Origin of the sequence: Enterobacter sp. AN-K1, from assembly GCF_020971765.1 — a bacterium.
Lineage (GTDB): Bacteria > Pseudomonadota > Gammaproteobacteria > Enterobacterales > Enterobacteriaceae > Enterobacter > Enterobacter hormaechei_C.
Genome location: NZ_CP087390.1, coordinates 2,957,402 through 2,978,944, shown reverse-complemented (window position 1 = coordinate 2,978,944; position 21,543 = coordinate 2,957,402). Strand labels below are relative to the sequence as shown.

The following is a 21,543-nucleotide window of genomic DNA, read 5'->3' as shown; positions in this document are numbered from 1 at the left end:
GCCCGGTAACCGGATGGCACCGGGCAATGTGTGTTACTTGCTAATCTGAGCGTGCATTTCCTGTACCGAAATCACCTTCTCGGTGGCATCCGCATTCAGCGCCATGGCCGTCGCGAAACCGCCGTTCAGGGTGGTGTCGTAATGCACTTTGTACTGGAGCGCGCTGCGGCGAATCAGTTTGGAGTCTTCAATCGCCTGGCGACCTGCGGTGGTGTTAATGATGTAGGTGTACTCGCCATTCTTAATGCGGTCCTGAATGTGCGGACGACCTTCATGCACTTTGTTCACCAGACGCGGGTTGATACCCGCTTCACCCAACACAATCGCCGTACCGTGAGTGGCGTCCAGCTCGAAGCCCTGTTTCAGCAGCTTGGCAGCCAGGTCAACCACGCGCTCTTTATCGCCTTCGCGAACGGAGAGCAGCGCACGGCCAGATTTTCTCATGGTGGAGCTACTGCCCAGCTGCGCTTTCGCAAACGCTTCTGCGAAGGTACGGCCAACGCCCATCACTTCCCCGGTAGAGCGCATCTCTGGCCCTAACAGCGGGTCAACGCCCGGGAATTTGTTGAACGGCAGTACCACCTCTTTCACCGAGTAGTAAGGCGGGATAATTTCTTTCGTGACGCCCTGCTGAGCCAGCGTCTGGCCAGCCATCACGCGCGCCGCCACTTTCGCCAGCGGAATACCGGTCGCTTTGGAGACGAACGGTACGGTACGCGCCGCACGCGGGTTGACTTCAATCAGATAGACTTCGTTGTCTTTTACCGCGAACTGAACGTTCATCAGGCCGCGAACCTGAAGCTCGAAGGCCAGCTTCTGCACCTGCTGGCGCATTACGTCCTGAATCTCCTGGCTCAGGGTGTACGCTGGCAGAGAACAGGCGGAGTCACCGGAGTGCACGCCCGCCTGCTCGATGTGCTCCATGATGCCGCCAATCAGCACCCTTTCGCCGTCGCAGATGGCATCCACGTCGACTTCAACCGCGTCGTCGAGGAAGCGGTCGAGCAGCACTGGCGCATCGTTGGAAACGCTCACCGCCGTCTGGAAGTAGCGACGCAGGTCCGCTTCGTCGTAGACGATTTCCATCGCGCGGCCGCCCAGTACGTAGGATGGACGCACCACCAGCGGGTAACCGATCTCTTTCGCTTTCTCAACGGCCATTTCAATTGCGGTCACGGTGGCGTTCGCCGGCTGTTTCAGTTTGAGACGGTCAACCGCCTGCTGGAAACGCTCGCGGTCTTCCGCACGGTCAATCGCATCCGGGCTGGTGCCGATAACCGGCACACCTGCTGCTTCCAGCGCGCGCGCCAGCTTCAGCGGAGTCTGGCCGCCATACTGCACGATCACGCCTTTTGGCTTCTCGATGCGCACGATTTCCAGCACGTCTTCCAGGGTGACCGGCTCGAAGTAGAGGCGGTCGGAAGTGTCGTAGTCGGTCGAGACGGTTTCCGGGTTACAGTTGACCATAATGGTCTCGTAACCGTCTTCGCGCAGCGCCAGTGAGGCGTGTACGCAGCAGTAGTCAAACTCGATGCCCTGGCCGATACGGTTTGGACCGCCGCCCAGCACCATAATCTTGTCGCGGTCGACGGACGGGTTCGCTTCGCACTCCTCTTCATAGGTGGAGTACATGTATGCGGTATCGGTCGAGAATTCAGCCGCACAGGTGTCCACGCGCTTGTAAACCGGGTGCAGGTCGTACTGGTCGCGCAGCTTGCGGATTTCCGCTTCACGCACGCCCGCCAGCTTAGCCAGACGCGCATCGGCGAAGCCTTTACGCTTCAACATGCGCAGGAAGTCTGCGTCCAGGCCGTTGATGCCCAGCTCCGCCACTTTCTCTTCCAGACGCACCAGCTCTTCAATCTGCACCAGGAACCAGCGGTCAATGTTAGTCAGGTTAAATACGCCGTCGACGGACAGGCCCGCGCGGAAAGCATCGGCGATGTACCAGATACGCTCTGCGCCCGCGTCTTTCAGCTCGCGGCGGATTTTGGTCAGCGCTTCCGGGTCGTCCAGGCTGACTTTCGGGTCAAAGCCGGTCGCGCCCACTTCCAGGCCGCGCAGTGCTTTTTGCAGGGATTCCTGCTGCGTGCGGCCAATCGCCATGACTTCACCAACGGATTTCATCTGGGTAGTCAGACGGTCGTTGGCGCCGACGAATTTCTCGAAGTTAAAGCGTGGAATTTTGGTCACAACGTAGTCGATGGACGGTTCGAAGGACGCTGGCGTGCGGCCACCGGTGATATCGTTCATCAGCTCGTCAAGGGTGTAACCCACCGCCAGTTTCGCCGCCACTTTCGCAATCGGGAAGCCGGTGGCTTTGGAGGCCAGCGCGGAGGAACGGGACACACGCGGGTTCATTTCGATAACAATCAGACGGCCGGTTTTCGGGTTCACCGAGAACTGCACGTTAGAGCCGCCGGTTTCCACGCCGATTTCACGCAGTACCGCCATCGAGGCGTTACGCATGATTTGGTACTCTTTGTCGGTCAGCGTCTGAGCTGGCGCAACGGTGATGGAGTCACCGGTGTGGATCCCCATCGCGTCGAAGTTTTCGATGGAGCAGACGATGATGCAGTTGTCGTTTTTATCACGCACCACTTCCATCTCGTACTCTTTCCAGCCAATCAGCGATTCATCAATCAGCAACTCTTTGGTTGGGGAGAGATCCAGGCCGCGCTCGCAAATTTCTTCAAACTCTTCGCGGTTGTAGGCAATGCCGCCGCCGGTGCCACCCATGGTGAAGGAAGGGCGGATGATGCACGGATAACCCACTTCAGCCGCAACGGCCAGCGCTTCTTCCATATTGTGCGCGATACCGGAACGTGCGGTATCAAGGCCAATTTTCTTCATGGCCACGTCGAAGCGGCGACGGTCTTCTGCTTTATCAATCGCGTCGGCGGTCGCACCGATCATGGTCACGCCGAACTCTTCCAGCACGCCCTGACGCTCCAGCTCCAGCGCACAGTTCAGCGCCGTCTGGCCGCCCATGGTCGGCAGCACCGCGTCCGGACGCTCTTTCTCGATAATTTTGCGTACCACTTCCCAGTGAATCGGCTCGATGTAGGTCGCATCCGCCATTTCCGGGTCGGTCATGATGGTGGCCGGGTTAGAGTTTACCAGGATGACACGGTAACCCTCTTCACGCAGGGCTTTACACGCCTGCGCGCCGGAGTAGTCGAATTCGCAGGCCTGGCCGATGACAATCGGGCCAGCGCCAAGGATCAGGATGCTTTTTATGTCTGTACGTTTTGGCATGGTCTTCTCAGCTCCTGATTATTTAGCGGTCTTACGGTATTGCTCGATAAGTTCGATGAAGTGATCGAACAGCGGCGCGGCATCGTGTGGGCCCGGGCTGGCTTCAGGGTGGCCCTGGAAGCTGAACGCAGGCTTATCGGTGCGATGGATACCCTGCAAGGTACCATCGAACAGTGACTTATGCGTCACGCGCAGGTTAGCTGGCATCGTCGCTTCATCCACAGCGAAGCCGTGGTTCTGCGCGGTGATCATCACCGTGTTGTTGTCGATATCTTTCACCGGGTGGTTACCACCGTGGTGGCCAAACTTCATCTTGACGGTGTTCGCTCCGCTCGCCAGCGCCAGCAGCTGATGGCCGAGACAGATGCCGAATACTGGGATGTCGGTTTCAAGGAAGGACTTGATGGCGTCGATAGCGTAGTCGCACGGCGCCGGGTCGCCAGGACCGTTAGAGAGGAAGATGCCGTCCGGGTTCATCTTCAGAACATCTTCAGCAGAGGTTTTCGCCGGAACCACCGTCAGGCGGCAGCCACGGTCAACCAGCATACGCAGGATGTTGCGCTTGGCGCCAAAATCGTAGGCCACCACGTGGAACGGCAGCTCGCTTTCCGGTTTCGCTTCCGGCAGGTCGCCTTCCAGCGTCCAGCTTCCCTGCGTCCAGCTGTAGGCTTCAGCGGTGGTCACTTCTTTCGCCAGGTCCATACCGTTCAGTCCCGGGAAGGCTTTCGCTTTTTCCAGCGCCAGCGTCGCATCGAGGTTATCCCCTGCGATGATACAACCGTTTTGTGCACCCTTCTCGCGCAGCAGACGCGTCAGCTTACGGGTATCGATATCGGCAATCGCCACAATGTTGTGGCGCTTCAGGTAAGAAGAGAGGTCTTCGGTGTTGCGGAAGTTGCTGGCAATCAGCGGCAGGTCGCGAATGACCAGGCCTTGCGCATGTACCTGAGAGGATTCTTCGTCAGCCGCATTGGTGCCGACATTGCCGATATGAGGATAAGTAAGAGTAACGATTTGGCGAGAATAGGAAGGATCAGTGAGGATTTCTTGATAACCGGTCATTGAAGTATTGAAAACGACTTCCCCAACCGCCGAACCCGTTGCCCCTATGGCCCGACCGATAAACTGGGTTCCGTCTTCCAGAACCAATAGCGCTGACTTAATCAAAACACCCTCCAGAGAATATTCACTCACTTTATTTGCATATTAATTCATAACCATGTCATGGATCAATGCAAATGTGTTGCCAGCGGATTTTTGGCAAACGGCGGCATTCTGGGGATTTGCCATGTAAAAGTCAACTTAAAACGGGAGTTTTGTATATTCTTTTGCAAGCCTGGAGGTCTGAACTCAGATTAAGCGGCAAAAAGATCAACTAAATCACTGTGGAAACCGCTTGCGTATGCAGTTTAATAGAAAGGAACGTCTTGCAGGAATAAAAAGTGGACCAAATGGTCAAAATTTACAGTTCAGCAACAGAAATTATCGAGAAAACACTTACTTTAAATCAGTTAGACACAATAAATACCCCAAATAGACAAAATAAAAGGGCAATAAAATATTGCCCTATGCAATCAAGTAATTACGACTGCAATAACCACATCACGATGGGTAATAATGCTTACAAATTGTTGAGTTCGAGGACATCTCGCATATCAAAAAGACCATTACGCTTACCTTTCAGCCACAATGCCGAACGTACCGCCCCGTTTGCAAATGTCATGCGGCTGGATGCTTTATGAGTGATTTCGATCCTTTCGCCAATATCGGCGAACATAGCGGTATGTTCACCGACGATATCACCCGCGCGAACGGTGGCAAACCCAATGGTGCCAGGCACGCGCTCGCCAGTGTGGCCTTCGCGAGAATAGACCGCGATGTCTTTCAAATCTTTATCCATTGCACACGCAATCGCTTCGCCCATCGCCAGCGCCGTGCCTGACGGAGCATCGACTTTGTGGCGATGGTGCGCTTCGACGATTTCAATGTCGGTGTAGTCGCCCATCACCTTCGCCGCCTTCTCCAGCAGTTTCAGCATGACGTTTACCCCCACGCTAAAGTTTGCCGCAAAGACAATCGCAATCTCAGTGGACGCATCCTGAATGGCTTGCTTACCGACCTCGTCAAAACCGGTGGTGCCAATCACCATCCCTTTACCGTGCTGACGGCAAAACGCCAGGTGAGCCAACGTGCCTTCAGGGCGGGTAAAATCGATAAACACGTCAAAGTCTTCTTTCACCGCCTCAAGGCTGCTCTGCACGGTAACGCCCGTCTGACCTGCGCCTGCCAGCTCGCCTGCATCGGCTCCCAAAAGCGATGAACCTTCACGCTCCAGCGCCGCGCCAAGCGCCACGCCATCCATCTGTAGTGCCGCCTGAATCAGCTGACGGCCCATACGTCCACCCGCGCCCGCAATGGCGACGCGGATCTGTGCATCATGCATAGTTATTCTCTTACGTTAAAATGATGTAAATCGTTTTCAGATTAACCAGCCTTTGCACAGGCTGCCACAGAAAACGCCGATAATTAGAATTTAATGATAAACAGGGTGAGATATCAGTGAAAGACATGATCGTCAGCGAAAACCGCATGATTCCCGCACCACCAGCGCAGGCGGCAGAATGATTCGTTTGGCGGGTTCGTCGTTGCCCTGTATGCGGCTGTAAAGTAACTCCCCTGCCTTACGACCAATCTCTTTCGCCGCCACCGATACGGTGGTCAATGCGGGCTGCACCAGAGCCGCTTCGGTAATATCATCGAAACCGACCAGCGCAAAATCACGTCCCGGCTCACGGCCCATCTTGCGTAAGCTTTGCATCACCCCCAGCGCCACAACATCCTGATAGCAAATTGCCGCACTGATGTGTGGATGCTCGAGAAGTAACGCCTCTGCCACGCGCGCGCCGTCGCTTTGGCTGGCGTGTGAGGTTCTGATCCAGGCAGGATTCGGCGTCACGCCGTATTCCAGCAGCTTGCTGGTAAAGCCCCCGATACGCTGCGCCCGAGAGCCCGAATTCTGACTCCCTCCAATGAACGCAATGTGCCGATGGCCCATTCTGAGCAGATGCTCCGTCGCCATCTGCGTGCCTAAGAAGTTATCCGTTCCGACAAAATCAAAATCCGGATCGTTCAGCGGGCGCACAACCATGATAGCCGGAATATTGCGCCGCTTCAGACCCTCAAAAAAGGCCAGGGGCGTTTCCCGAGCCGCACACAGCACCATACCGCCGACGTTATTACGCATCAGTGAATCAACAAATTTTTGCTGTCGCTCTGCCGATTCCTCGCTATTCGCCAGAAAAAGCATCAGCTCGTGGCGCTCCATTTCATGACTTAGCCCTGCCGTCATCTCGCTATAAAAAGGGTTGGTGATATCGTGCAAGAGCAGCCCGACCTGGTTACTGCTGCGGTTACGTAAATTGGCTGCCGTCTGGTTATAGACATAGCCGGATTCATCCAGCGCCTTAAGCACACGTTCGCGCGTGCTTTGCGAAATGCGGCCTTTGTTGCAGAGCACCATTGAGACCGTCGCCGTTGACACGCCGGCGCGTTTCGCGACATCGGCCAGTGTAATTCCCGTCATGTTGTCTCCTTCATCATCACTACAGGTTAATCGAATAACCTGTTTTTTGCATTTTTCCCTGTGAGACTCTTCACATTACCGCTGTTGTTCTGGATTCGATTCGCATTTATGGCGGGTTAATCGCGTTAACCACTCTTCTCAAATACGGTTAATCGAATAACCTTAAATAACGATTACGGAGGATACAATGACAACCTACGACAAATTCCCCACGGTGGCGATACAGGGTTTTGATGACAGCGCCTGGCAAGGCTGGGAAGCAATAACCCGCGTTCTTGAGTCACAAACCCAACAGCGCAGCCGCACGGTGCTGGTGATTGATTGCTATCCGGGCGTGCGCATGACCGAGCTTGAAGAGAACGTGCTGCCGCGTCTACGCCCGACGCTGGCGATCAATGCTGAACAGGCGCGACGGGATGAGTGTGCCATTCATGAGATGCTGGCGCGCAACCTCACAGACGATCGCGTCTTTGGCGTTCTCTCCTGCCACCAGCTTGGAGAGTTTTTCGATCCCGCGCGTCTGGAGGCGTTGCAGGTTCAGGTGAACCAGTGTTCCGGGGGGCTGATTGTGATCTACGGACCCGGTGCGACGCTTGTCCATCCGGGTGATGTGCTGGTGTATGCCGATCTGCCGCGCTGGGAGATCCAGCAGCGTATGCGCCGGGGTGAGACTGGGAACTGGGGCGCAGATAATCAGCAGGAAGATATGCTTCGTCGCTACAAGCGCGCCTTTTTTGTCGAATGGCGCGTCTTCGATCGCCACAAAACGCCGCTGCTCAGGCGCACCGATTTTTTACTGGATACAACCCAGACGAACCAGCCCGCGATGGTCAGCGGCGAGGCCCTGCGAGCCGGGCTGAAGCAAACTACCACCCAGCCTTTCCGCGTGGCGCCCTTTTTCGATCCTGGCGTCTGGGGCGGCCAGTGGATGAAACAGCAATTCGATCTCGATCCCTCTGCACCCAATTACGCGTGGTGTTTTGACTGCGTGCCCGAGGAGAACAGCCTGTTACTGCGTTTTGGCGCAGTGCGGATCGAGATCCCCTCTCAGGATCTGGTTTTGCTTGAGCCCCGTGCTCTGCTGGGCGAGAAAGTTCACGCACGTTTCGGCGCGGAATTCCCGATCCGTTTTGACTTCCTCGACACCATGGGTGGCCAGAATCTGAGCTTCCAGGTCCACCCCATTACCGAGTACATCCAGCAGCAGTTTGGGATGCACTATACCCAGGATGAGAGTTATTACATTCTGGAAGCGGAGCCGGGTGCCGTCGTCTATCTGGGGACCAAAACCGGCACAGACCCTGAGGCCATGATGGACGATCTCAGGCGCGCGGGTCGCGGTGAAAAACCGTTTGATGACGACCGCTTCGTTAATCAGATCCCGGCAAAAAAGCACGATCATTTCCTGATCCCGGCTGGGACGGTGCACTGCTCCGGCGCGGGTACCATGGTGCTGGAGATCAGCGCTACGCCGTATATTTTCACCTTCAAACTGTGGGACTGGGGCCGCCTGGGCCTGGACGGGCTGCCGCGCCCGGTACACCTGGAGCACGGTGAAAAGGTGATCGACTGGCAGCGCGACGCGCAGTGGGTTCATCAGCATCTGGTGAATCAGTTCGAACCTGTCGCGGAAGGAAACGGCTGGCGTGAAGAGCGTACTGGCCTGCACGAGCGTGAATTTATCGAAACCCGCCGCCACTGGTTTAGCGAACCCGTTTTGCACCACACCGGCGGCGGTGTGAACGTGCTGAATCTGGTAGAGGGCGACGAAGCAATTGTCGACAGCCCAACCGGTGCATTTGAGCCGTTTACCGTCCATTACGCCGAAACCTTCATCATTCCGGCAAGCGTAGGTGACTATCGCATTTCACCTTCAGCCCGTGCTTCCGGACACCCCCTCGCGACTATCAAAGCCTGGGTAAGGAGCTAACGATGATTCATTTTATTGTCGCCACTCATGGGCCGTTAGCCGCCGCGCTGCTGGAGAGCGGCCGGATGGTATACGGCGAGCTCCCCGGCGTACACACCGTTTGTCTGACCGAACAGGCGGGAATAGAGGGCTTCCGGCAGGATTTCATCTCCACACTGGAAGCAGCAAGCGTCAACGCTGACGGCGTGCTGGTGCTGTGCGACATGCAAAGCGGCACGCCGTGGAACGTGGCCTGTGAGGCCGCGCTTAACCCACATACGCAGCCGCCGGTCGCCGTGGTGGCTGGAGTCAACTTCCCGATGCTACTGCAAACCGATGAGGTGATGATGGCTCGCGATGTTCATCAGGCTGCCGGGCAGCTTATCGAACTTACTCTGCCGACGCTGGTACAGGCGAAACCGGCAGATACTGCACAGACAGACGATTTTTAAGGAGCCGCATATGAGTATTTCTTTTGTACGCATTGACGATCGCGTGATCCACGGGCAGCTCATTACACGCTGGGCCAGGGAGCTGCCCTGCGACGGCATCGTTGCCATTGACGATGCCGTTGCGGCCGATCCGCTGTTATCGTCGGTCATGAAAGGAGCCGTATCAGATACTAAAGTGTGGCTGTTCGATACGGCAACCGCGATCGAAAAACTGCCAAAAGTGATTGCCAGCGAAAAGCGCTATTTCGTGATTGGCAAATCTCCACTCACGCTACAGCGCATTGAGCAGGCGGGCATTAGCCTGAAAAACAGCAATGGAAAAATTAACGTGGGCCCGATGAGCGCCCGGGCTAACACGATCACCATCGGCCCGAATCAATCGGTAACCCAGGATGAAGCGGCGGCGTTCGAGTGGCTGACCGGGCAGGGACACGCGATTGAATTCCGCCTGGTTCCCGATGCCAGTTTTTATACCTGGCAGGATGCCAGACAAAAGCTGAAATAAGGAGCGGATCATGATTATCGAAGCGGCTTTAATTGGCCTGCTGTGTTATCTGGGCGCACTCAGTAGTCCGTGGCTTTTAGGGCTGACGGGCGGCTGGTATCTCATCTCCCGACCGCTCATTTCCGGGATGCTGGTTGGCCTGATCCTGGGCGATATCAAAACCGGGATTATGATTGGCGTAGCGGTGCAGGCGGTGTATATCGCAATGGTGACACCCGGCGGCTCGATGCCAGCAGATTTAAACTTTGTGGCTTATCCGGCCATTGCACTGGGAATACTTTCCGGCAAAGGACCTGAGGTTGCCGTCGCGCTGGCGGCGACTATTGGGATCGCCGGAACCATTCTCTTCAATGCGATGATGGTGCTGAACTCCTTCTGGAACCATCGTGCGGATGTGGCGCTGGAGAACGGCGACGAGCGCGGGATCTACCTCAACAGCGCCATCTGGCCGCAGGCGATGAATTTTGTGCTGCGCTTTGTGCCTACCTTTATCGCCGTCTTTTTTGGCGCACAGTACATTAGCGGGTTTATGGACAGCCTGCCGCACATCGTCCTCTCCACCATGAATGTGCTGGGCGGCATCTTGCCCGCCGTCGGTATTGCCATCCTGCTTAAGCAGATCATCAAAAGCTATACCATGCTCATCTACTTTCTGGTGGGCTTCGTTTGCATCGTTTTCCTGAAACTCAATATGGTCGCGCTGGTGATCGTGGGCGCCCTGCTGGCACTGATTCATTACAACTATAAACCCGAGGCACCGCAGGCCGTGGCTTCAGCACCTGTCCCTGACGACGAGGATGAATTCTGATGGAAGAACGTAAACTCACCCGCAAGGATCTGCGCCGCTGCTGGCGAGCGTGGATGATGCACAACCTCTCCTCAATGAGCTTTGAACGCCTTGAATCCTTCGGCTTTTGCCTGAGCATGCTGCCGGTCGCAAAAAAGCTCTATCCCGACCCGGTACAACGTACCGAGATGCTGCGCCGTCACGCGTCGTTCTACAACACGGAGCCACAGATTGGCGCGATCGTTAACGGTATGGCGCTGGGGCTGGAGGAGAAAAAAGCCAACGGCGAGCCGATTGACGGTGAAACCATAAATACCCTGAAGGTAGGCCTGATGGGGCCAATTGCCGGGATCGGCGATTCGATGATCCCCGGCATGCTGATCCCGATCCTGCTTAGCATTGGGATGGCGCTGGCGGCAGGCGGAAATATCCTCGGTCCACTGTTTTATACCGTTGCCTGGCTGGCCATCATTATCCCTGGCTCCTGGTTCCTGTTTCTCAAAGGCTACCAGATGGGATCAGGCTCCGTGGAGATGCTGGTCAGCAGCAAATCTACCCGGCTACGGGAAGCGCTCTCGCTACTGGGCGTATTTGTCATGGGCGGCGTGGCGGCCAGCTACGTGAAGCTCGGCACCGGGCTGGAGTTCATCACCCGGGACGGGGTTAACATTCACGTTCAGCAGATGCTGGACGGTATTTTCCCGCAGCTGCTTCCGCTGGCGGTGGTGCTGGGGACCTGGTATCTGATGGCAAAACGCGGCGTGTCGCCGGTAAAAGCCATGATATTGCTGCTTATACTGGCAGCGCTTGGCGTGGCGTCCGGTTTGTTTGCAGGATAAGAAAACCGGGGCAATGCCCCGGCTTCTTTATGGATGGAAGTTATTCCACAGTTCTGCGACTTTATCCGGACGCGAAATAAACTGGAACCGTGCGGGGTCATCAATAAACTGCTGATAAACAGGCGCATCAGTAATGCCAAATTCCGGATAACTTCTCGGCGTAATCATCTGCAAGCGCCCTGGTCTGTAGTGACTGTTATGCTGCCAGACAATATGATTACCCTGAACTAAGGGATACCAGGCCAGACCTTTTCGCGCACGAACGGCCTCATACTCAAAGCCATATTCCCGATCGCACCACGCACCAAACGTCAGCGGCTCATTGGGCGAGGCCGAAATCGTCGCATGGCCCCATCCGGGAGGGACCAGTACCTTTTCACCCGGCCCCGCGAGTACCGCAAAACAACGTCCCGGATCGTCGTCCACATACTCCTGCATGTAGATAATCGCTTTACCCTGCCAGATTTCGTACAGCTCAGGGGGCGACCATCCGCTGTGCTGGCTAATACGGTGAACATGTCCCTGGCTGCGGACCGGCTCATCGCCAAGCGTGCCTGCCGCGTAGGTGACCACACCAAAAAGCAGCATGCGTTTTTCGAGCTCCGGCCTGTCCGCCAGACGCGCCACGTCCATCGCGATGGCATATACCTGTTCAGGCCCTTCGCAGTCCGGATTGCGCAGCGACGGGCGGATCTGATCCAGCGTTCTGATCTCCGGCATCGGCCCGGTAACATCCTCTCCGTAGCAAAAACCGAGCGGCTGACGGTTGATGGTCATATCAAGGCCATAGTTAGCCATGGCGCACCTCGTAACCTTCCCCGGAGGCAAAGATCCGCAGGGTGAAGCCCTCTGCCAGCGCCGCATAGTCGTGTCCCGCAATGCTCGGCCAGACGGCAAGGGAGGATAGCGTCTCGTTGCCAGTGTTAATCAAACGATGCGCTGTAAAAGGAGGAATAATATGCACGGAGCCAGCCGTCACCTGCTCAAGCCGCGCGTCGCCCGCCTCCGTTTGCAGCAGCAACAAGCCACATCCGCGCAGGCCAAAATAGACCTCGCCCTGTTCGCGGCGCTGATGAAAATGACCGCGAGTCATAAAGAACTCATCGCCCACGTTACCCGCACGCAGGTGAGTTACCCCAACGAAGAGTGCCCCTTCCCCTACGGGCGAGCCCAGTACGTCTACGTCATACACACTTTTTTGAGGATTGCCGCACTTCCACGCCTCGCCGTCTGCGAAGATCCCAGGAAGATCCGCAAGACGAGTCGTTTTGCGGATAAGCGGCCCGCCGGCTAGCGCGCCGGTAGCCCACGTCAACTGAGGTGGCAAAAAGATGTCTGAATTCATATCGCTCTCCGGCCCGAGGAGAACAGCAATATCATGATGGCAGATTAAACGATTAACCTAGTGATAAAAGCGTCAATATTGATGGTGAATCACAGTTAACCAGAAACAAAAATGCCGGAGGCTTTCGCCACCGGCATTTTGAAGATTGAGAGGACATTATTCCACTTCGCGGGCGTCGATTCGCAGCTCTTTCGGCACTTCGAAGACAATGTTCTCTTCACGGCCTTCCAGCGGCACCGCTTCGCCACCGCCCAGCTCTTGTAGGCGGGCAATGACGTTTTGAACCAGGATATCCGGCGCTGAAGCGCCTGCGGTAACACCGACGCAGGCCGCGTTTTTCACCCACGATTCCTGAATGTCCGTTGCGTCGTCGATCAGGAACGCCGCTTTCCCCATACGCTGCGCCAGTTCGGCTAGTCGGTTGGAGTTAGAGGAGTTTTTCGAGCCGACCACCAGCACCACATCCGCCTGTTCAGCCAGGGCGCGTACGGCTTCCTGACGGTTGGTGGTTGCATAGCAGATATCATCTTTGCGCGGCCCGACAATTTTCGGGAAGCGCTGGCGCAGGGCGTCAATCACGTCTGAGGTGTCGTCTACGGAAAGCGTCGTCTGGGTCATAAACGACAGACGGGCTTCGTTTTTCACGTCCAGCGTAAAGACATCTTCCGGTGACTCAACCAGATACATGCCCCCTTCCGGGTTGCTGTACTGGCCCATGGTGCCTTCAACTTCCGGGTGACCGGCGTGACCAATCAGAATTGACTCTTCACCACGACGGCTGGCGCGCGCCACTTCCATATGCACTTTTGTCACTAACGGACAGGTGGCATCGAATACGGTCAGATCGCGGCTTTTCGCCTCGTTGCGTACCGCCTGAGAGACGCCGTGCGCGGAGAAGATGAGGATTGCGCCGTCCGGCACTTCGCTGATCTGCTCGATAAAAATCGCACCGCGCTCGCGCAGGCTGTCGACCACGTAACGGTTGTGCACCACTTCGTGACGCACGTAAATCGGCGCGCCGTAAATCTCCAGCGCGTTTTCAACAATGCTGATAGCGCGGTCTACACCGGCGCAAAAGCCGCGCGGGTTAGCCAACAGGATCTGCATTTCAGGCCTCCAGTGCCGGATCGATCTCCAGCACTTCTACATCAAAATGAACGGTACGCCCGGCAAGCGGATGGTTGAAATCAACGGTAATGGAGTCCCCGTTGATTTCGCGGATCACGCCAGGCATTTCGCTGCCGTCCATAGCGGTAAAGAGCATAATCGCCCCGATTTCTGGTTCACCCGCGTCCATGAACTCACGACGCGAGAAATACTGGATCAGGTCCGGGCTTGGCACACCGAATGCCGCATCCGGCTCCAGCGAAAACGCTTTTTTCTCCCCCTCTTTCAGACCGAGGAGCTGCTGTTCAAGGCCTTCAGACAGGGAGGTGTCGCCCAGACGAAACAGCGCCGGTTTGCCGTTGTTGCGGGTGGATTCGGCCGTGGAGCCGTCATCCAGCTTCAGCGTGAAGTGAACGAGAACCGCGCTGTTGCTCTGTACGGATTTAGACATGCAAATTGCTCGCTTGTTTTGGGTCACCTGTTGCCCGGTGGCGCTACGCTTACCGGGCCTACGGGGGCCACAAATTCTGTAGGCCGGGATCGCTACGCGTCACCCGGCTGGTTTTGTTACGCCTGCTCTTTCGCGGCCGGTTTAGGCAAGAAGCCTTCCAGCACGATTAACGCCGCACCAACGCATATTGCGCTATCGGCGAGGTTAAAGGTCGCGAAGTGCCAGTCGCCAACGTAGAAGTCGATCATATCGACCACAAAGCCGTGCCACAGGCGGTCAAACAGGTTACCCAGCGCGCCGCCAATGATCAGCGCGTAGGCGATATTATTCAGCTTTTGCGTGGCCTTTGAGCGGTACATCAGCACCGCCAGCACGACGCAGATACCGATAGCGATACCCGCGAAGAACCAGCGCTGCCAGCCACCGCTGTCGGCAAGGAAACTAAACGCCGCACCATAGTTGCGGGCATAGTGCAGGTTAAGCGACGGAAACAGCGGGACCGTATCCCCCAGAGCGAAATTCTGGAGGATCAGGAACTTGCTGCCCAAATCAATAAACAGCACCACCACCACCAGCCACAGCCAGCGCAGTCCTGTTGAACAGAGAGTTTTACTCATCAGGCAAACTTACGTTTTTCGCCGTCACCGGCGACGTTGCTTACACAGCGTCCGCAGATGTCTGCGTGTTCCGCCACCTGACCGACATCAGTGGTGTAATGCCAGCAACGCGGGCATTTTTCACCGTCGGCTTTGCTCAGTGCGACCTTCAGTCCTTTGAGCAGTTCACTCTGCTGAGCATCAGCAGTAGCTTCGGCATAATCCGCAACTTTCGCACCGGAGGTCAACAGGACAAATCGTAATTCATCGCCCAGCGCGGTCAGTTTGGCCGCCAGCTCCGGTTCGGCGTACAGGGTCACGGTCGCTTCCAGAGAGCCACCGACTTTCTTGTCAGCGCGCGCCTGCTCGATAACCTTATTCACTTCGCCACGCACTTTCAGCAGCTCGTCCCAGTAGGCATCGTTCATTGCTTCAGTGCTGGAGAGGTCGAACAGACCTTCGTACCACTCGCCGGTGAAGACATACTTCTCGCGGTCACCCGGCAGGTAACCCCAGATTTCATCCGCGGTGAAGGACATGATCGGCGCCATCCAGCGTACCAGCGCCTCTGCGATGTGGAACAGCGCAGTCTGGCAGCTACGACGCGCCACGCTGTCCGCTTTCGCGGTGTACTGGCGGTCTTTGATGATGTCGAGGTAGAACGAGCCCATCTCGATGGAGCAGAAGCGCATCAGGCGCTGCACCACTTCGTGGAAGTCGTAAGACTCATAGGCTTTAAGAATATCTTCCTGCGCCGCTTTCGCGCAGCCTACCGCCCAGCGATCGAGCACAACCATCTCTTCCGGCTTCACCATGTCTTTCACCGGATCGAACCCGTTCAGGTTCGCCAGCAGGAAGCGCGCGGTGTTACGAATACGACGATAGCTGTCAGCAGCACGTTTCAGGATCTCATCAGAGACCGCCATTTCGCCGGTGTAGTCGGTAGAGGCCACCCACAGACGCAGAATGTCCGCGCCCAGTTTGTTCATCACGTCCTGCGGAGAAACGGTGTTACCGATAGATTTGGACATCTTACGGCCCTGACCATCCACGGTGAAGCCGTGGGTCAATACCTGGCGGTAAGGTGCTTTACCCTTCATGGCGGTGGAGATCATCAGCGATGACATGAACCAGCCGCGGTGTTGGTCAGACCCTTCCAGATACATATCGGCAGCGTGACCAGCAAACTCCGGACGCACGTCAACCACGGAGGAGTGGGTAGACCCGGAGTCGAACCACACGTCCAGGGTATCCGGCACTTTCTCGTAGCTGTCTGCGTCAGCGCCCAGGATGTCGCGGGCGTCGAGATCCCACCACGCCTGAATGCCGTCAACTTCGACGCGCTTCGCCACTTCTTCCATCAGTTCCAGAGTGTTCGGGTGCAGCTCCTGCGTCTCTTTATGTACGAACAGAGACATCGGCACGCCCCAGGTGCGCTGACGGGAGATACACCAGTCAGGACGGTTAGCCACCATGGATTCGATCCGCGCCTGGCCCCAGTCAGGGATCCACTGCACGCCTTTGATCTCTTTCAGAGACTGCGCACGCAGGCCTTTCTGATCCATGCTGATGAACCACTGCGGGGTCGCACGGAAGATGATCGGGGTCTTGTGACGCCAGCAGCACGGATAGCTGTGCTGCATTTTCTCAACGTGCAGCAGCGCGCCGCTGGTGCGCAGCATGTCAACGATGATGTCGTTAGCTTTAAAGACGTTGATGCCGTCCAACGCCGGGTACGTGCCTGGCAGGTAAGAGCCGTCCGGACCAACCGGGTTAGCGATTTCCAGACCATATTTCAGGCTGATGTTGTAGTCGTCAGGACCGTGGCCACCGGCGGTATGCACCGCACCGGTACCCGCGTCCAGCGTGACGTGGTCGCCCAGGATCGCCGGAACGTCGAAGTCCAGGAACGGGTGTTTGAAGCGCATCAGTTCCAGCGCGTCACCTTTTACGGTGCCCAGCACGGTGTAATCGGTGATGTTCGCGCGTTTCAGCACGCTTTCGACCAGGTCTTTCGCCAGGATAACCGCACGGCCATCAATCTGCACCAGCGCATACTCAAACTCGCCAGAGAGGGAGATCGCGCGGTTAGCAGGCAGCGTCCACGGGGTGGTGGTCCAGATCACCAGAGAGATCGGGCCGCTTACACCAGGCAGACCAAATTTAGCTTTGATCGCATCCTGATCGACCGCTTCGAAGGCCACGTCGATAGAAGGCGAGGTTTTGTCGTAATACTCCACTTCCGCTTCTGCCAGCGCAGAGCGGCAGTCGACGCACCAGTGCACCGGCTTCGCGCCTTTGTGCAGGTGACCGTTGCCGATGATTTTACCCAGCGCTCGGATGATGTTGGCTTCGGTTTTGAAGTCCATGGTCAGGTACGGATGCGACCAGTCACCCAGCACGCCCAGACGGATGAAGTCAGCGCGCTGACCGTCAACCTGGGTGGCAGCGTATTCGCGGCATTTCGCGCGGAATTCTGCGGCGGTGAACTTCTCACCCGGCTTACCGTACTCTTGCTCAACTTTCAGCTCGATCGGCAGACCATGGCAGTCCCAGCCCGGAACGTAAGGCGAGTCATATCCCGCGAGTCCTTTGGACTTCACGATAATGTCTTTCAGAATCTTGTTTACAGAGTGACCAATATGAATGCTGCCATTCGCATATGGAGGGCCATCATGCAGAATGAAGGTTTTTTTGCCTTTTTTGGCTGCACGAATGATGCCGTACAGGTCATCATCGGTCCAACGCGCCAGCATTCCCGGTTCACGCTTGGCGAGATCGCCGCGCATCGGGAACCCTGTTTCCGGCAAATTCAGGGTTGATTTATAGTCACTCATCAGATTCTCGGTTCCGTATTTATCACGTAGGCAGTTAAGCCGGTTCTAAAGCCCAAAAAACTCGCGGGCCGTTAATTCATCTCGCGCGATTTGCGCTTTAAGTTCATCCAGCGAAGCGAATCGCTGTTCATTGCGTATTTTTTTACGCAGTATCACATCTATATGGCGACCATACAGGTCCATTACAACGTCCAGCAGGTGTACTTCTAACTGTTGACGCACACCGGCAACCGTTGGACGTGTGCCAATGTTGGCGACGCCGTAGAAAGGCTTCTCGCCCAGTCCTGCCACTTCCACCGCATAGACCCCTTTAACCGGGGAGACCTGACGACGCAGCGGTATATTCGCCGTCGGGAAACCTATCGTGCGGCCCAGCGCATCGCCATGGACCACGCGACCTGAAATTGTGAACGGGTGACCCAGCAGCGTTTCTGCCGTGTCCAGTTCATCGTTCGCCAGCGCCTGACGTACCGCCGTGCTGCTGACGCGCACGCCGCCCTCACAGAAGGTCATCGTGCTGGTGACGTCAAACCCGTACTCCAGGCCAGCCTTCTGTAATAACAAGAAATCGCCCTGACGACCAGCGCCAAAGCGGAAATCATCGCCCACGGCGAGAAACTGCACGCCAAGCTGCCTGACCAACAGGTCGCTGACAAAATTTTGTGCGGTCAGCGCGGCAAAACGACGGTCGAACCGTACGCACAGGACGTAGTCCACCCCTGACTCCGCCAGGTAGCGTAACTTCTCACGCAGACGCGTCAGCCGCGCGGGGGATTTCTCGCCTGCAAACAGCTCCAGCGGCTGAGGCTCGAAAATCATCACCACGACGGGCAGGCCTCGCGCCTCGCCTTCTTTACGCAATCCCTGCAACAGCGCCTGATGCCCACGATGCACGCCGTCGAAATTACCAATGGTCAGCACGCACCCGTGCGGGGCTTGACTGAGATTATGTATGCCGCGTATCAGCTTCATGACTGGCTCAAAACAGTGAAAATCGCCAAAGTATACCTTGTACAGCGGTTAAGGTTAACCGGCGATTGTTCACGCTAAACAGAAAGCCGTATGATTTCATCACGCTGACCTTTCGCAGCAAAAAAATCTGTCCGCGAACTGCGATTTTTACGCCGAAAAGCTGTATTCACGAACGACAAGCTGGTAGAATCCTGCGCCATCACTACGTAACGTAGCGTCGCCACATTAACGGCGCTTATTTGCACAAATCCATTGACAAAAGAAGGTATAGAGGGCATATTCCTCGGCCTTTGAATTGTCCACATAGATCATATTTGGGAGTTGGACCTTGGCTAATATCAAATCAGCTAAGAAACGTGCCGTTCAGTCTGAAAAGGCTCGTAAGCACAATGCAAGCCGTCGCTCTATGATGCGTACTTTCATCAAGAAAGTATACGCAGCTATCGAAGCTGGCGACAAAGCTGCAGCGCAGAACGCATTTAACGAAATGCAACCAATCGTGGATCGTCAGGCTGCTAAAGGTCTGATCCACAAAAACAAAGCAGCGCGTCATAAAGCAAACCTGACCGCGCAGATCAACAAACTGGCTTAATCGCCACTTGTTGTTGCTTGTTTGAAAGAACCCGCTTAACGCGGGTTTTTTTATGTCTTCAGATTACCGGCGGCGTAAACAGCGCCGAATAGTCGCGATTGCAGATTCGCTGCACCGCCGGGTGCTGAATCATCCTTTCGGCGAATATGGCGTGATACTCTTCCATCACGTTATCCACCCTGCCGATCTCGGTTATTTTGTCGTCTGAATAGAGATCGTGCGCGTACAGCGTCGGAGCAACGAAGATAGCGTTATGCGCTTCGCCAAAGGCTTTCATCAGCGCCGCATCGTCGAACTCACCGAGAATTTCTACGTTCAGCCCCTGCGAGTTAAACCAGTTCAGCAGCTTCCGTCCGAGCATGGACCTCCGACCCGGCACCAGCAAGCGGCGCTCTTCCAGGCAGGCAGGAAACGGTTTTTCCGGTGGCGGATTGATGCACCAGAAACTGACGCCGCATTCGCCAATTTTCACCGAGAACAAGCCTTCCTGCTGCGTGGAATCGATAGGGCAATCCGAAATAATCATATCCAGCTTATGCTGGCTCAGCTGTTCCAGCAGCATCTCGTGAGTGGACTCAAAGCAGCGTAAATGGATCTGTTCATCTTCCACCACCGCCGCATCCAGCACGCCACTCACCAGCCGTTTGGACAGCGCATCCGCCACCCCCACGTCAAAAAGCAGGTTAGACTCTTTGCGGTAGTTGACGATATCCAGCATCTCCTGGCTCAGGGTGAACATTTTATCCGCATAGCGGAACACCAGCTCGCCCAACTCACTGGGCTCAATCCCACGGCCCTTGCGCTTGAACAACTTGCCCTGTAACCGCTCTTCCAGGGCTTTGATTTGCCCGGTAATGGTTTGTGGCGTCAGGTAAAGCGCTTCTGCCGCCCCCACGACCGAGCCCTGTTTATAAACGTGCCAGAAGTAATAAAGATGGTTGTAATTCAAATGAGACATCGCGTGTTCTCTCCCTGAGTGTGTATCGGGAGAAGGAGCCCCTCCTCCCGGTTTTCCGTTATGCCTGGACAGCCTGTCCGGACAATTTCACCTTCAACAAGGTATAACCAATGACTGCGGCCAGTAATGACCCGATGAGAATTCCGAGTTTTGCCCAGACGATAAGCTCAAGCGCGTTTGCGCCAAACGCCAGCGTCGAGATAAAGATCGACATGGTGAATCCAATACCGCACAGCACGCCGACGGCCATAATCTGGCTAAAGGTGGTCCCGTTTGGCAATGACGCCAGCTTCAGCTTCAGCGCCAGCCAGCAGAACAGGCTGATACCCAGCGGCTTACCGATAAACAGACCGGCGATGATACCCAGCGGCAGCACGGAGGTGAGTCCGTCCAGGGTAACCCCGGCCAGGGAAACACCCGCGTTGGCAAACGCAAACAGCGGCAGGATCATAAAGCCCACCCACGGATGAAGCACATGCTCCAGCTGTCTGGCAGGCGATTTGCCGTCCTGCTCCTTCAGTGGAATAAAGAAGCCAACGATGACGCCCGCCAGCGTGGCATGCACGCCAGACTTCAGCACCGCCGTCCACAGCACCATGCCCACCAGAATATAAATACCCGTACGTCGGACGTTGAAGACGTTCAGCAAGGCCAGCACCACAATAGCCACGGCTGCCACGCTCAGCGACAGAACCGACAGATCGCTGGTGTAGAACAGCGCGATAATCACGATAGCGCCCAGATCATCGATAATCGCCAGCGCCATCAGGAAAATTTTCAGTGCGACCGGGACGCGGCTACCGAGCAAGGCTAAGACCCCGAGCGCAAACGCGATATCCGTTGCGGCCGGGATCGCCCAGCCGTCACGCGCAACCGGATCCTGCCACGCAAACGCGAGAAAGAGCAACGCCGGAACGATCATCCCGCCAATCGCCGCGATCACCGGAAACGCCGCGCGCTGACGGCTGGCAAGCGAACCGATCACCAGCTCACGTTTAACCTCCAGACCCACCAGCAGAAAGAACACCGCCATCAGCGCATCGTTGATCCACAGCAGCATGTTCTTGTTAATTTCCAGCGCCCCGACTTTCAGCTCGACGGGCGTTTCCAGAAATGCGTGATAGAGATCGCGCGTCATGCCCATATTGGCGAGCAGCATAGCGGCCGCAGCAGCAATAATCAGGATGACTCCGCCGGATGCCTCACTGCTAAAGAAACGGTGTAGTAATTTCACGTTTAAACTCTCTTTTACAACAATACCTCGGTAAAACCATAATATCAGCGCAAACAGATCGGTAAAAACAGATTAATATTGGGTATATATTCAGTTTAACCGAGGAATAACGCTATAA

19 protein-coding genes and 1 pseudogene are annotated in these 21,543 nt (G+C 56.0%); 6 read left to right on the top strand and 14 right to left on the bottom strand.

Annotated features, from left to right (window positions below; all coding sequences use genetic code 11):
• Positions 1-33: 33 nt before the first annotated feature.
• The 4 genes from carB to LOC22_RS14225 form a co-directional block, all read right to left on the bottom strand.
• Complete coding sequence (gene carB, locus LOC22_RS14240) at positions 34-3,258, bottom strand: carbamoyl-phosphate synthase large subunit (protein ID WP_023295906.1); 3,225 nt, start codon at positions 3,256-3,258, stop codon at positions 34-36.
• Positions 3,259-3,276: 18 nt separating this feature from the next.
• A complete protein-coding gene (carA, locus tag LOC22_RS14235; RefSeq protein ID WP_023295905.1) occupies positions 3,277-4,425 on the bottom strand; it encodes a glutamine-hydrolyzing carbamoyl-phosphate synthase small subunit in 1,149 nt (382 codons plus the stop codon).
• Between the two features lie 454 nt (positions 4,426-4,879).
• Positions 4,880-5,701, bottom strand: coding sequence for a 4-hydroxy-tetrahydrodipicolinate reductase (dapB, locus tag LOC22_RS14230; RefSeq protein WP_032647206.1), 822 nt, complete (start codon positions 5,699-5,701; stop codon positions 4,880-4,882).
• Positions 5,702-5,833: 132 nt separating this feature from the next.
• On the bottom strand, positions 5,834-6,841 hold the full coding sequence (locus LOC22_RS14225; protein WP_230238985.1) for a LacI family DNA-binding transcriptional regulator: 1,008 nt from the start codon (positions 6,839-6,841) through the stop codon (positions 5,834-5,836).
• 187 nt (positions 6,842-7,028) lie between these two features.
• Between LOC22_RS14225 and LOC22_RS14220 the strand changes: the two genes are divergently transcribed.
• Genes LOC22_RS14220 through LOC22_RS14200 form a run of 5 tightly spaced genes read left to right on the top strand, consistent with a single transcriptional unit; the run spans position 7,029 to position 11,333 of the window.
• Entirely contained in the window at positions 7,029-8,771 is a 1,743-nt protein-coding gene (locus LOC22_RS14220; RefSeq protein WP_015572641.1) for a class I mannose-6-phosphate isomerase, read from the top strand.
• 2 nt (positions 8,772-8,773) lie between these two features.
• A complete protein-coding gene (locus LOC22_RS14215) occupies positions 8,774-9,202 on the top strand; it encodes a PTS sugar transporter subunit IIA (RefSeq protein ID WP_047056534.1) in 429 nt (142 codons plus the stop codon).
• Positions 9,203-9,212: 10 nt separating this feature from the next.
• On the top strand, positions 9,213-9,707 hold the full coding sequence (locus tag LOC22_RS14210) for a PTS system mannose/fructose/N-acetylgalactosamine-transporter subunit IIB (RefSeq protein WP_015572639.1): 495 nt from the start codon (positions 9,213-9,215) through the stop codon (positions 9,705-9,707).
• 10 nt (positions 9,708-9,717) lie between these two features.
• Positions 9,718-10,515 carry a PTS mannose/fructose/sorbose/N-acetylgalactosamine transporter subunit IIC gene (locus tag LOC22_RS14205; protein ID WP_015572638.1) on the top strand — a complete coding sequence of 266 codons (798 nt, stop codon included), beginning with the start codon at positions 9,718-9,720 and terminating at the stop codon, positions 10,513-10,515.
• Positions 10,515-11,333, top strand: a complete 819-nt coding sequence (locus tag LOC22_RS14200) for a PTS system mannose/fructose/sorbose family transporter subunit IID (protein ID WP_015572637.1) — start codon at positions 10,515-10,517, stop codon at positions 11,331-11,333. The genes LOC22_RS14205 and LOC22_RS14200 overlap by 1 nt, the downstream gene beginning before the upstream one ends.
• Positions 11,334-11,360: 27 nt before the next feature.
• Here LOC22_RS14200 and LOC22_RS14195 read toward each other — a convergent pair whose 3' ends face one another.
• The 8 genes and pseudogenes from LOC22_RS14195 to LOC22_RS14160 form a co-directional block, all read right to left on the bottom strand.
• Positions 11,361-12,131, bottom strand: a complete 771-nt coding sequence (locus tag LOC22_RS14195) for a glucose-6-phosphate isomerase family protein (protein ID WP_017694538.1) — start codon at positions 12,129-12,131, stop codon at positions 11,361-11,363.
• Positions 12,124-12,678 carry a glucose-6-phosphate isomerase family protein gene (locus tag LOC22_RS14190; protein ID WP_017383813.1) on the bottom strand — a complete coding sequence of 185 codons (555 nt, stop codon included), beginning with the start codon at positions 12,676-12,678 and terminating at the stop codon, positions 12,124-12,126. The genes LOC22_RS14195 and LOC22_RS14190 overlap by 8 nt, the downstream gene beginning before the upstream one ends.
• 156 nt (positions 12,679-12,834) lie before the next feature.
• Positions 12,835-13,785 carry a 4-hydroxy-3-methylbut-2-enyl diphosphate reductase gene (gene ispH / locus LOC22_RS14185; protein WP_017694539.1) on the bottom strand — a complete coding sequence of 317 codons (951 nt, stop codon included), beginning with the start codon at positions 13,783-13,785 and terminating at the stop codon, positions 12,835-12,837.
• A 1-nt stretch (position 13,786) separates the two neighbouring features.
• Positions 13,787-14,236, bottom strand: a complete 450-nt coding sequence (gene fkpB, locus LOC22_RS14180) for an FKBP-type peptidyl-prolyl cis-trans isomerase (RefSeq protein ID WP_003856450.1) — start codon at positions 14,234-14,236, stop codon at positions 13,787-13,789.
• A 116-nt stretch (positions 14,237-14,352) separates the two neighbouring features.
• Positions 14,353-14,853 (bottom strand): signal peptidase II, encoded by a 501-nt coding sequence (gene lspA / locus LOC22_RS14175; protein ID WP_032670586.1) that lies wholly within the window; start codon positions 14,851-14,853, stop codon positions 14,353-14,355.
• Positions 14,853-17,669: an isoleucine--tRNA ligase gene (gene ileS / locus LOC22_RS14170; RefSeq protein ID WP_032670587.1), complete on the bottom strand. Its 2,817-nt coding sequence runs from the start codon at positions 17,667-17,669 to the stop codon at positions 14,853-14,855. Before ileS ends, lspA begins: the two co-directional genes overlap by 1 nt.
• Before the next feature lie 45 nt (positions 17,670-17,714).
• Positions 17,715-18,641 carry a bifunctional riboflavin kinase/FAD synthetase gene (gene ribF, locus LOC22_RS14165; protein WP_003856456.1) on the bottom strand — a complete coding sequence of 309 codons (927 nt, stop codon included), beginning with the start codon at positions 18,639-18,641 and terminating at the stop codon, positions 17,715-17,717.
• Between the two features lie 7 nt (positions 18,642-18,648).
• A pseudogene (locus LOC22_RS14160) lies at positions 18,649-18,854 on the bottom strand (DUF2575 domain-containing protein); the annotation flags it as partial.
• Positions 18,855-18,969: 115 nt separating this feature from the next.
• On the opposite strand from LOC22_RS14160, the gene rpsT reads away from it, so the two are divergent.
• Complete coding sequence (rpsT, locus tag LOC22_RS14155) at positions 18,970-19,233, top strand: 30S ribosomal protein S20 (RefSeq protein ID WP_003856458.1); 264 nt, start codon at positions 18,970-18,972, stop codon at positions 19,231-19,233.
• Between the two features lie 58 nt (positions 19,234-19,291).
• On the opposite strand, the gene nhaR is transcribed toward rpsT, so the two are convergent.
• Positions 19,292-20,191 (bottom strand): transcriptional activator NhaR, encoded by a 900-nt coding sequence (nhaR, locus tag LOC22_RS14150; RefSeq protein ID WP_017694543.1) that lies wholly within the window; start codon positions 20,189-20,191, stop codon positions 19,292-19,294.
• Between the two features lie 58 nt (positions 20,192-20,249).
• On the bottom strand, positions 20,250-21,425 hold the full coding sequence (nhaA, locus tag LOC22_RS14145) for a Na+/H+ antiporter NhaA (RefSeq protein ID WP_230238984.1): 1,176 nt from the start codon (positions 21,423-21,425) through the stop codon (positions 20,250-20,252).
• Positions 21,426-21,543 lie beyond the last annotated feature (118 nt).

What these genes read in the sequence shown, in the direction of transcription:
- LOC22_RS14225 (WP_230238985.1), bottom strand. Translation starts at nt 6,841, where the DNA reads ATGACGGGAATTACACTGGCCGATGTCGCGAAACGCGCCGGCGTGTCA.
- LOC22_RS14200 (WP_015572637.1), top strand. Translation starts at nt 10,515, where the DNA reads ATGGAAGAACGTAAACTCACCCGCAAGGATCTGCGCCGCTGCTGGCGA.
- LOC22_RS14215 (WP_047056534.1), top strand. Translation starts at nt 8,774, where the DNA reads ATGATTCATTTTATTGTCGCCACTCATGGGCCGTTAGCCGCCGCGCTG.
- nhaR (WP_017694543.1), bottom strand. Translation starts at nt 20,191, where the DNA reads ATGTCTCATTTGAATTACAACCATCTTTATTACTTCTGGCACGTTTAT.
- LOC22_RS14210 (WP_015572639.1), top strand. Translation starts at nt 9,213, where the DNA reads ATGAGTATTTCTTTTGTACGCATTGACGATCGCGTGATCCACGGGCAG.
- carB (WP_023295906.1), bottom strand. Translation starts at nt 3,258, where the DNA reads ATGCCAAAACGTACAGACATAAAAAGCATCCTGATCCTTGGCGCTGGC.
- lspA (WP_032670586.1), bottom strand. Translation starts at nt 14,853, where the DNA reads ATGAGTAAAACTCTCTGTTCAACAGGACTGCGCTGGCTGTGGCTGGTG.
- LOC22_RS14190 (WP_017383813.1), bottom strand. Translation starts at nt 12,678, where the DNA reads ATGAATTCAGACATCTTTTTGCCACCTCAGTTGACGTGGGCTACCGGC.
- LOC22_RS14220 (WP_015572641.1), top strand. Translation starts at nt 7,029, where the DNA reads ATGACAACCTACGACAAATTCCCCACGGTGGCGATACAGGGTTTTGAT.
- LOC22_RS14195 (WP_017694538.1), bottom strand. Translation starts at nt 12,131, where the DNA reads ATGGCTAACTATGGCCTTGATATGACCATCAACCGTCAGCCGCTCGGT.
- ileS (WP_032670587.1), bottom strand. Translation starts at nt 17,669, where the DNA reads ATGAGTGACTATAAATCAACCCTGAATTTGCCGGAAACAGGGTTCCCG.
- fkpB (WP_003856450.1), bottom strand. Translation starts at nt 14,236, where the DNA reads ATGTCTAAATCCGTACAGAGCAACAGCGCGGTTCTCGTTCACTTCACG.
- ribF (WP_003856456.1), bottom strand. Translation starts at nt 18,641, where the DNA reads ATGAAGCTGATACGCGGCATACATAATCTCAGTCAAGCCCCGCACGGG.
- dapB (WP_032647206.1), bottom strand. Translation starts at nt 5,701, where the DNA reads ATGCATGATGCACAGATCCGCGTCGCCATTGCGGGCGCGGGTGGACGT.
- LOC22_RS14205 (WP_015572638.1), top strand. Translation starts at nt 9,718, where the DNA reads ATGATTATCGAAGCGGCTTTAATTGGCCTGCTGTGTTATCTGGGCGCA.
- ispH (WP_017694539.1), bottom strand. Translation starts at nt 13,785, where the DNA reads ATGCAGATCCTGTTGGCTAACCCGCGCGGCTTTTGCGCCGGTGTAGAC.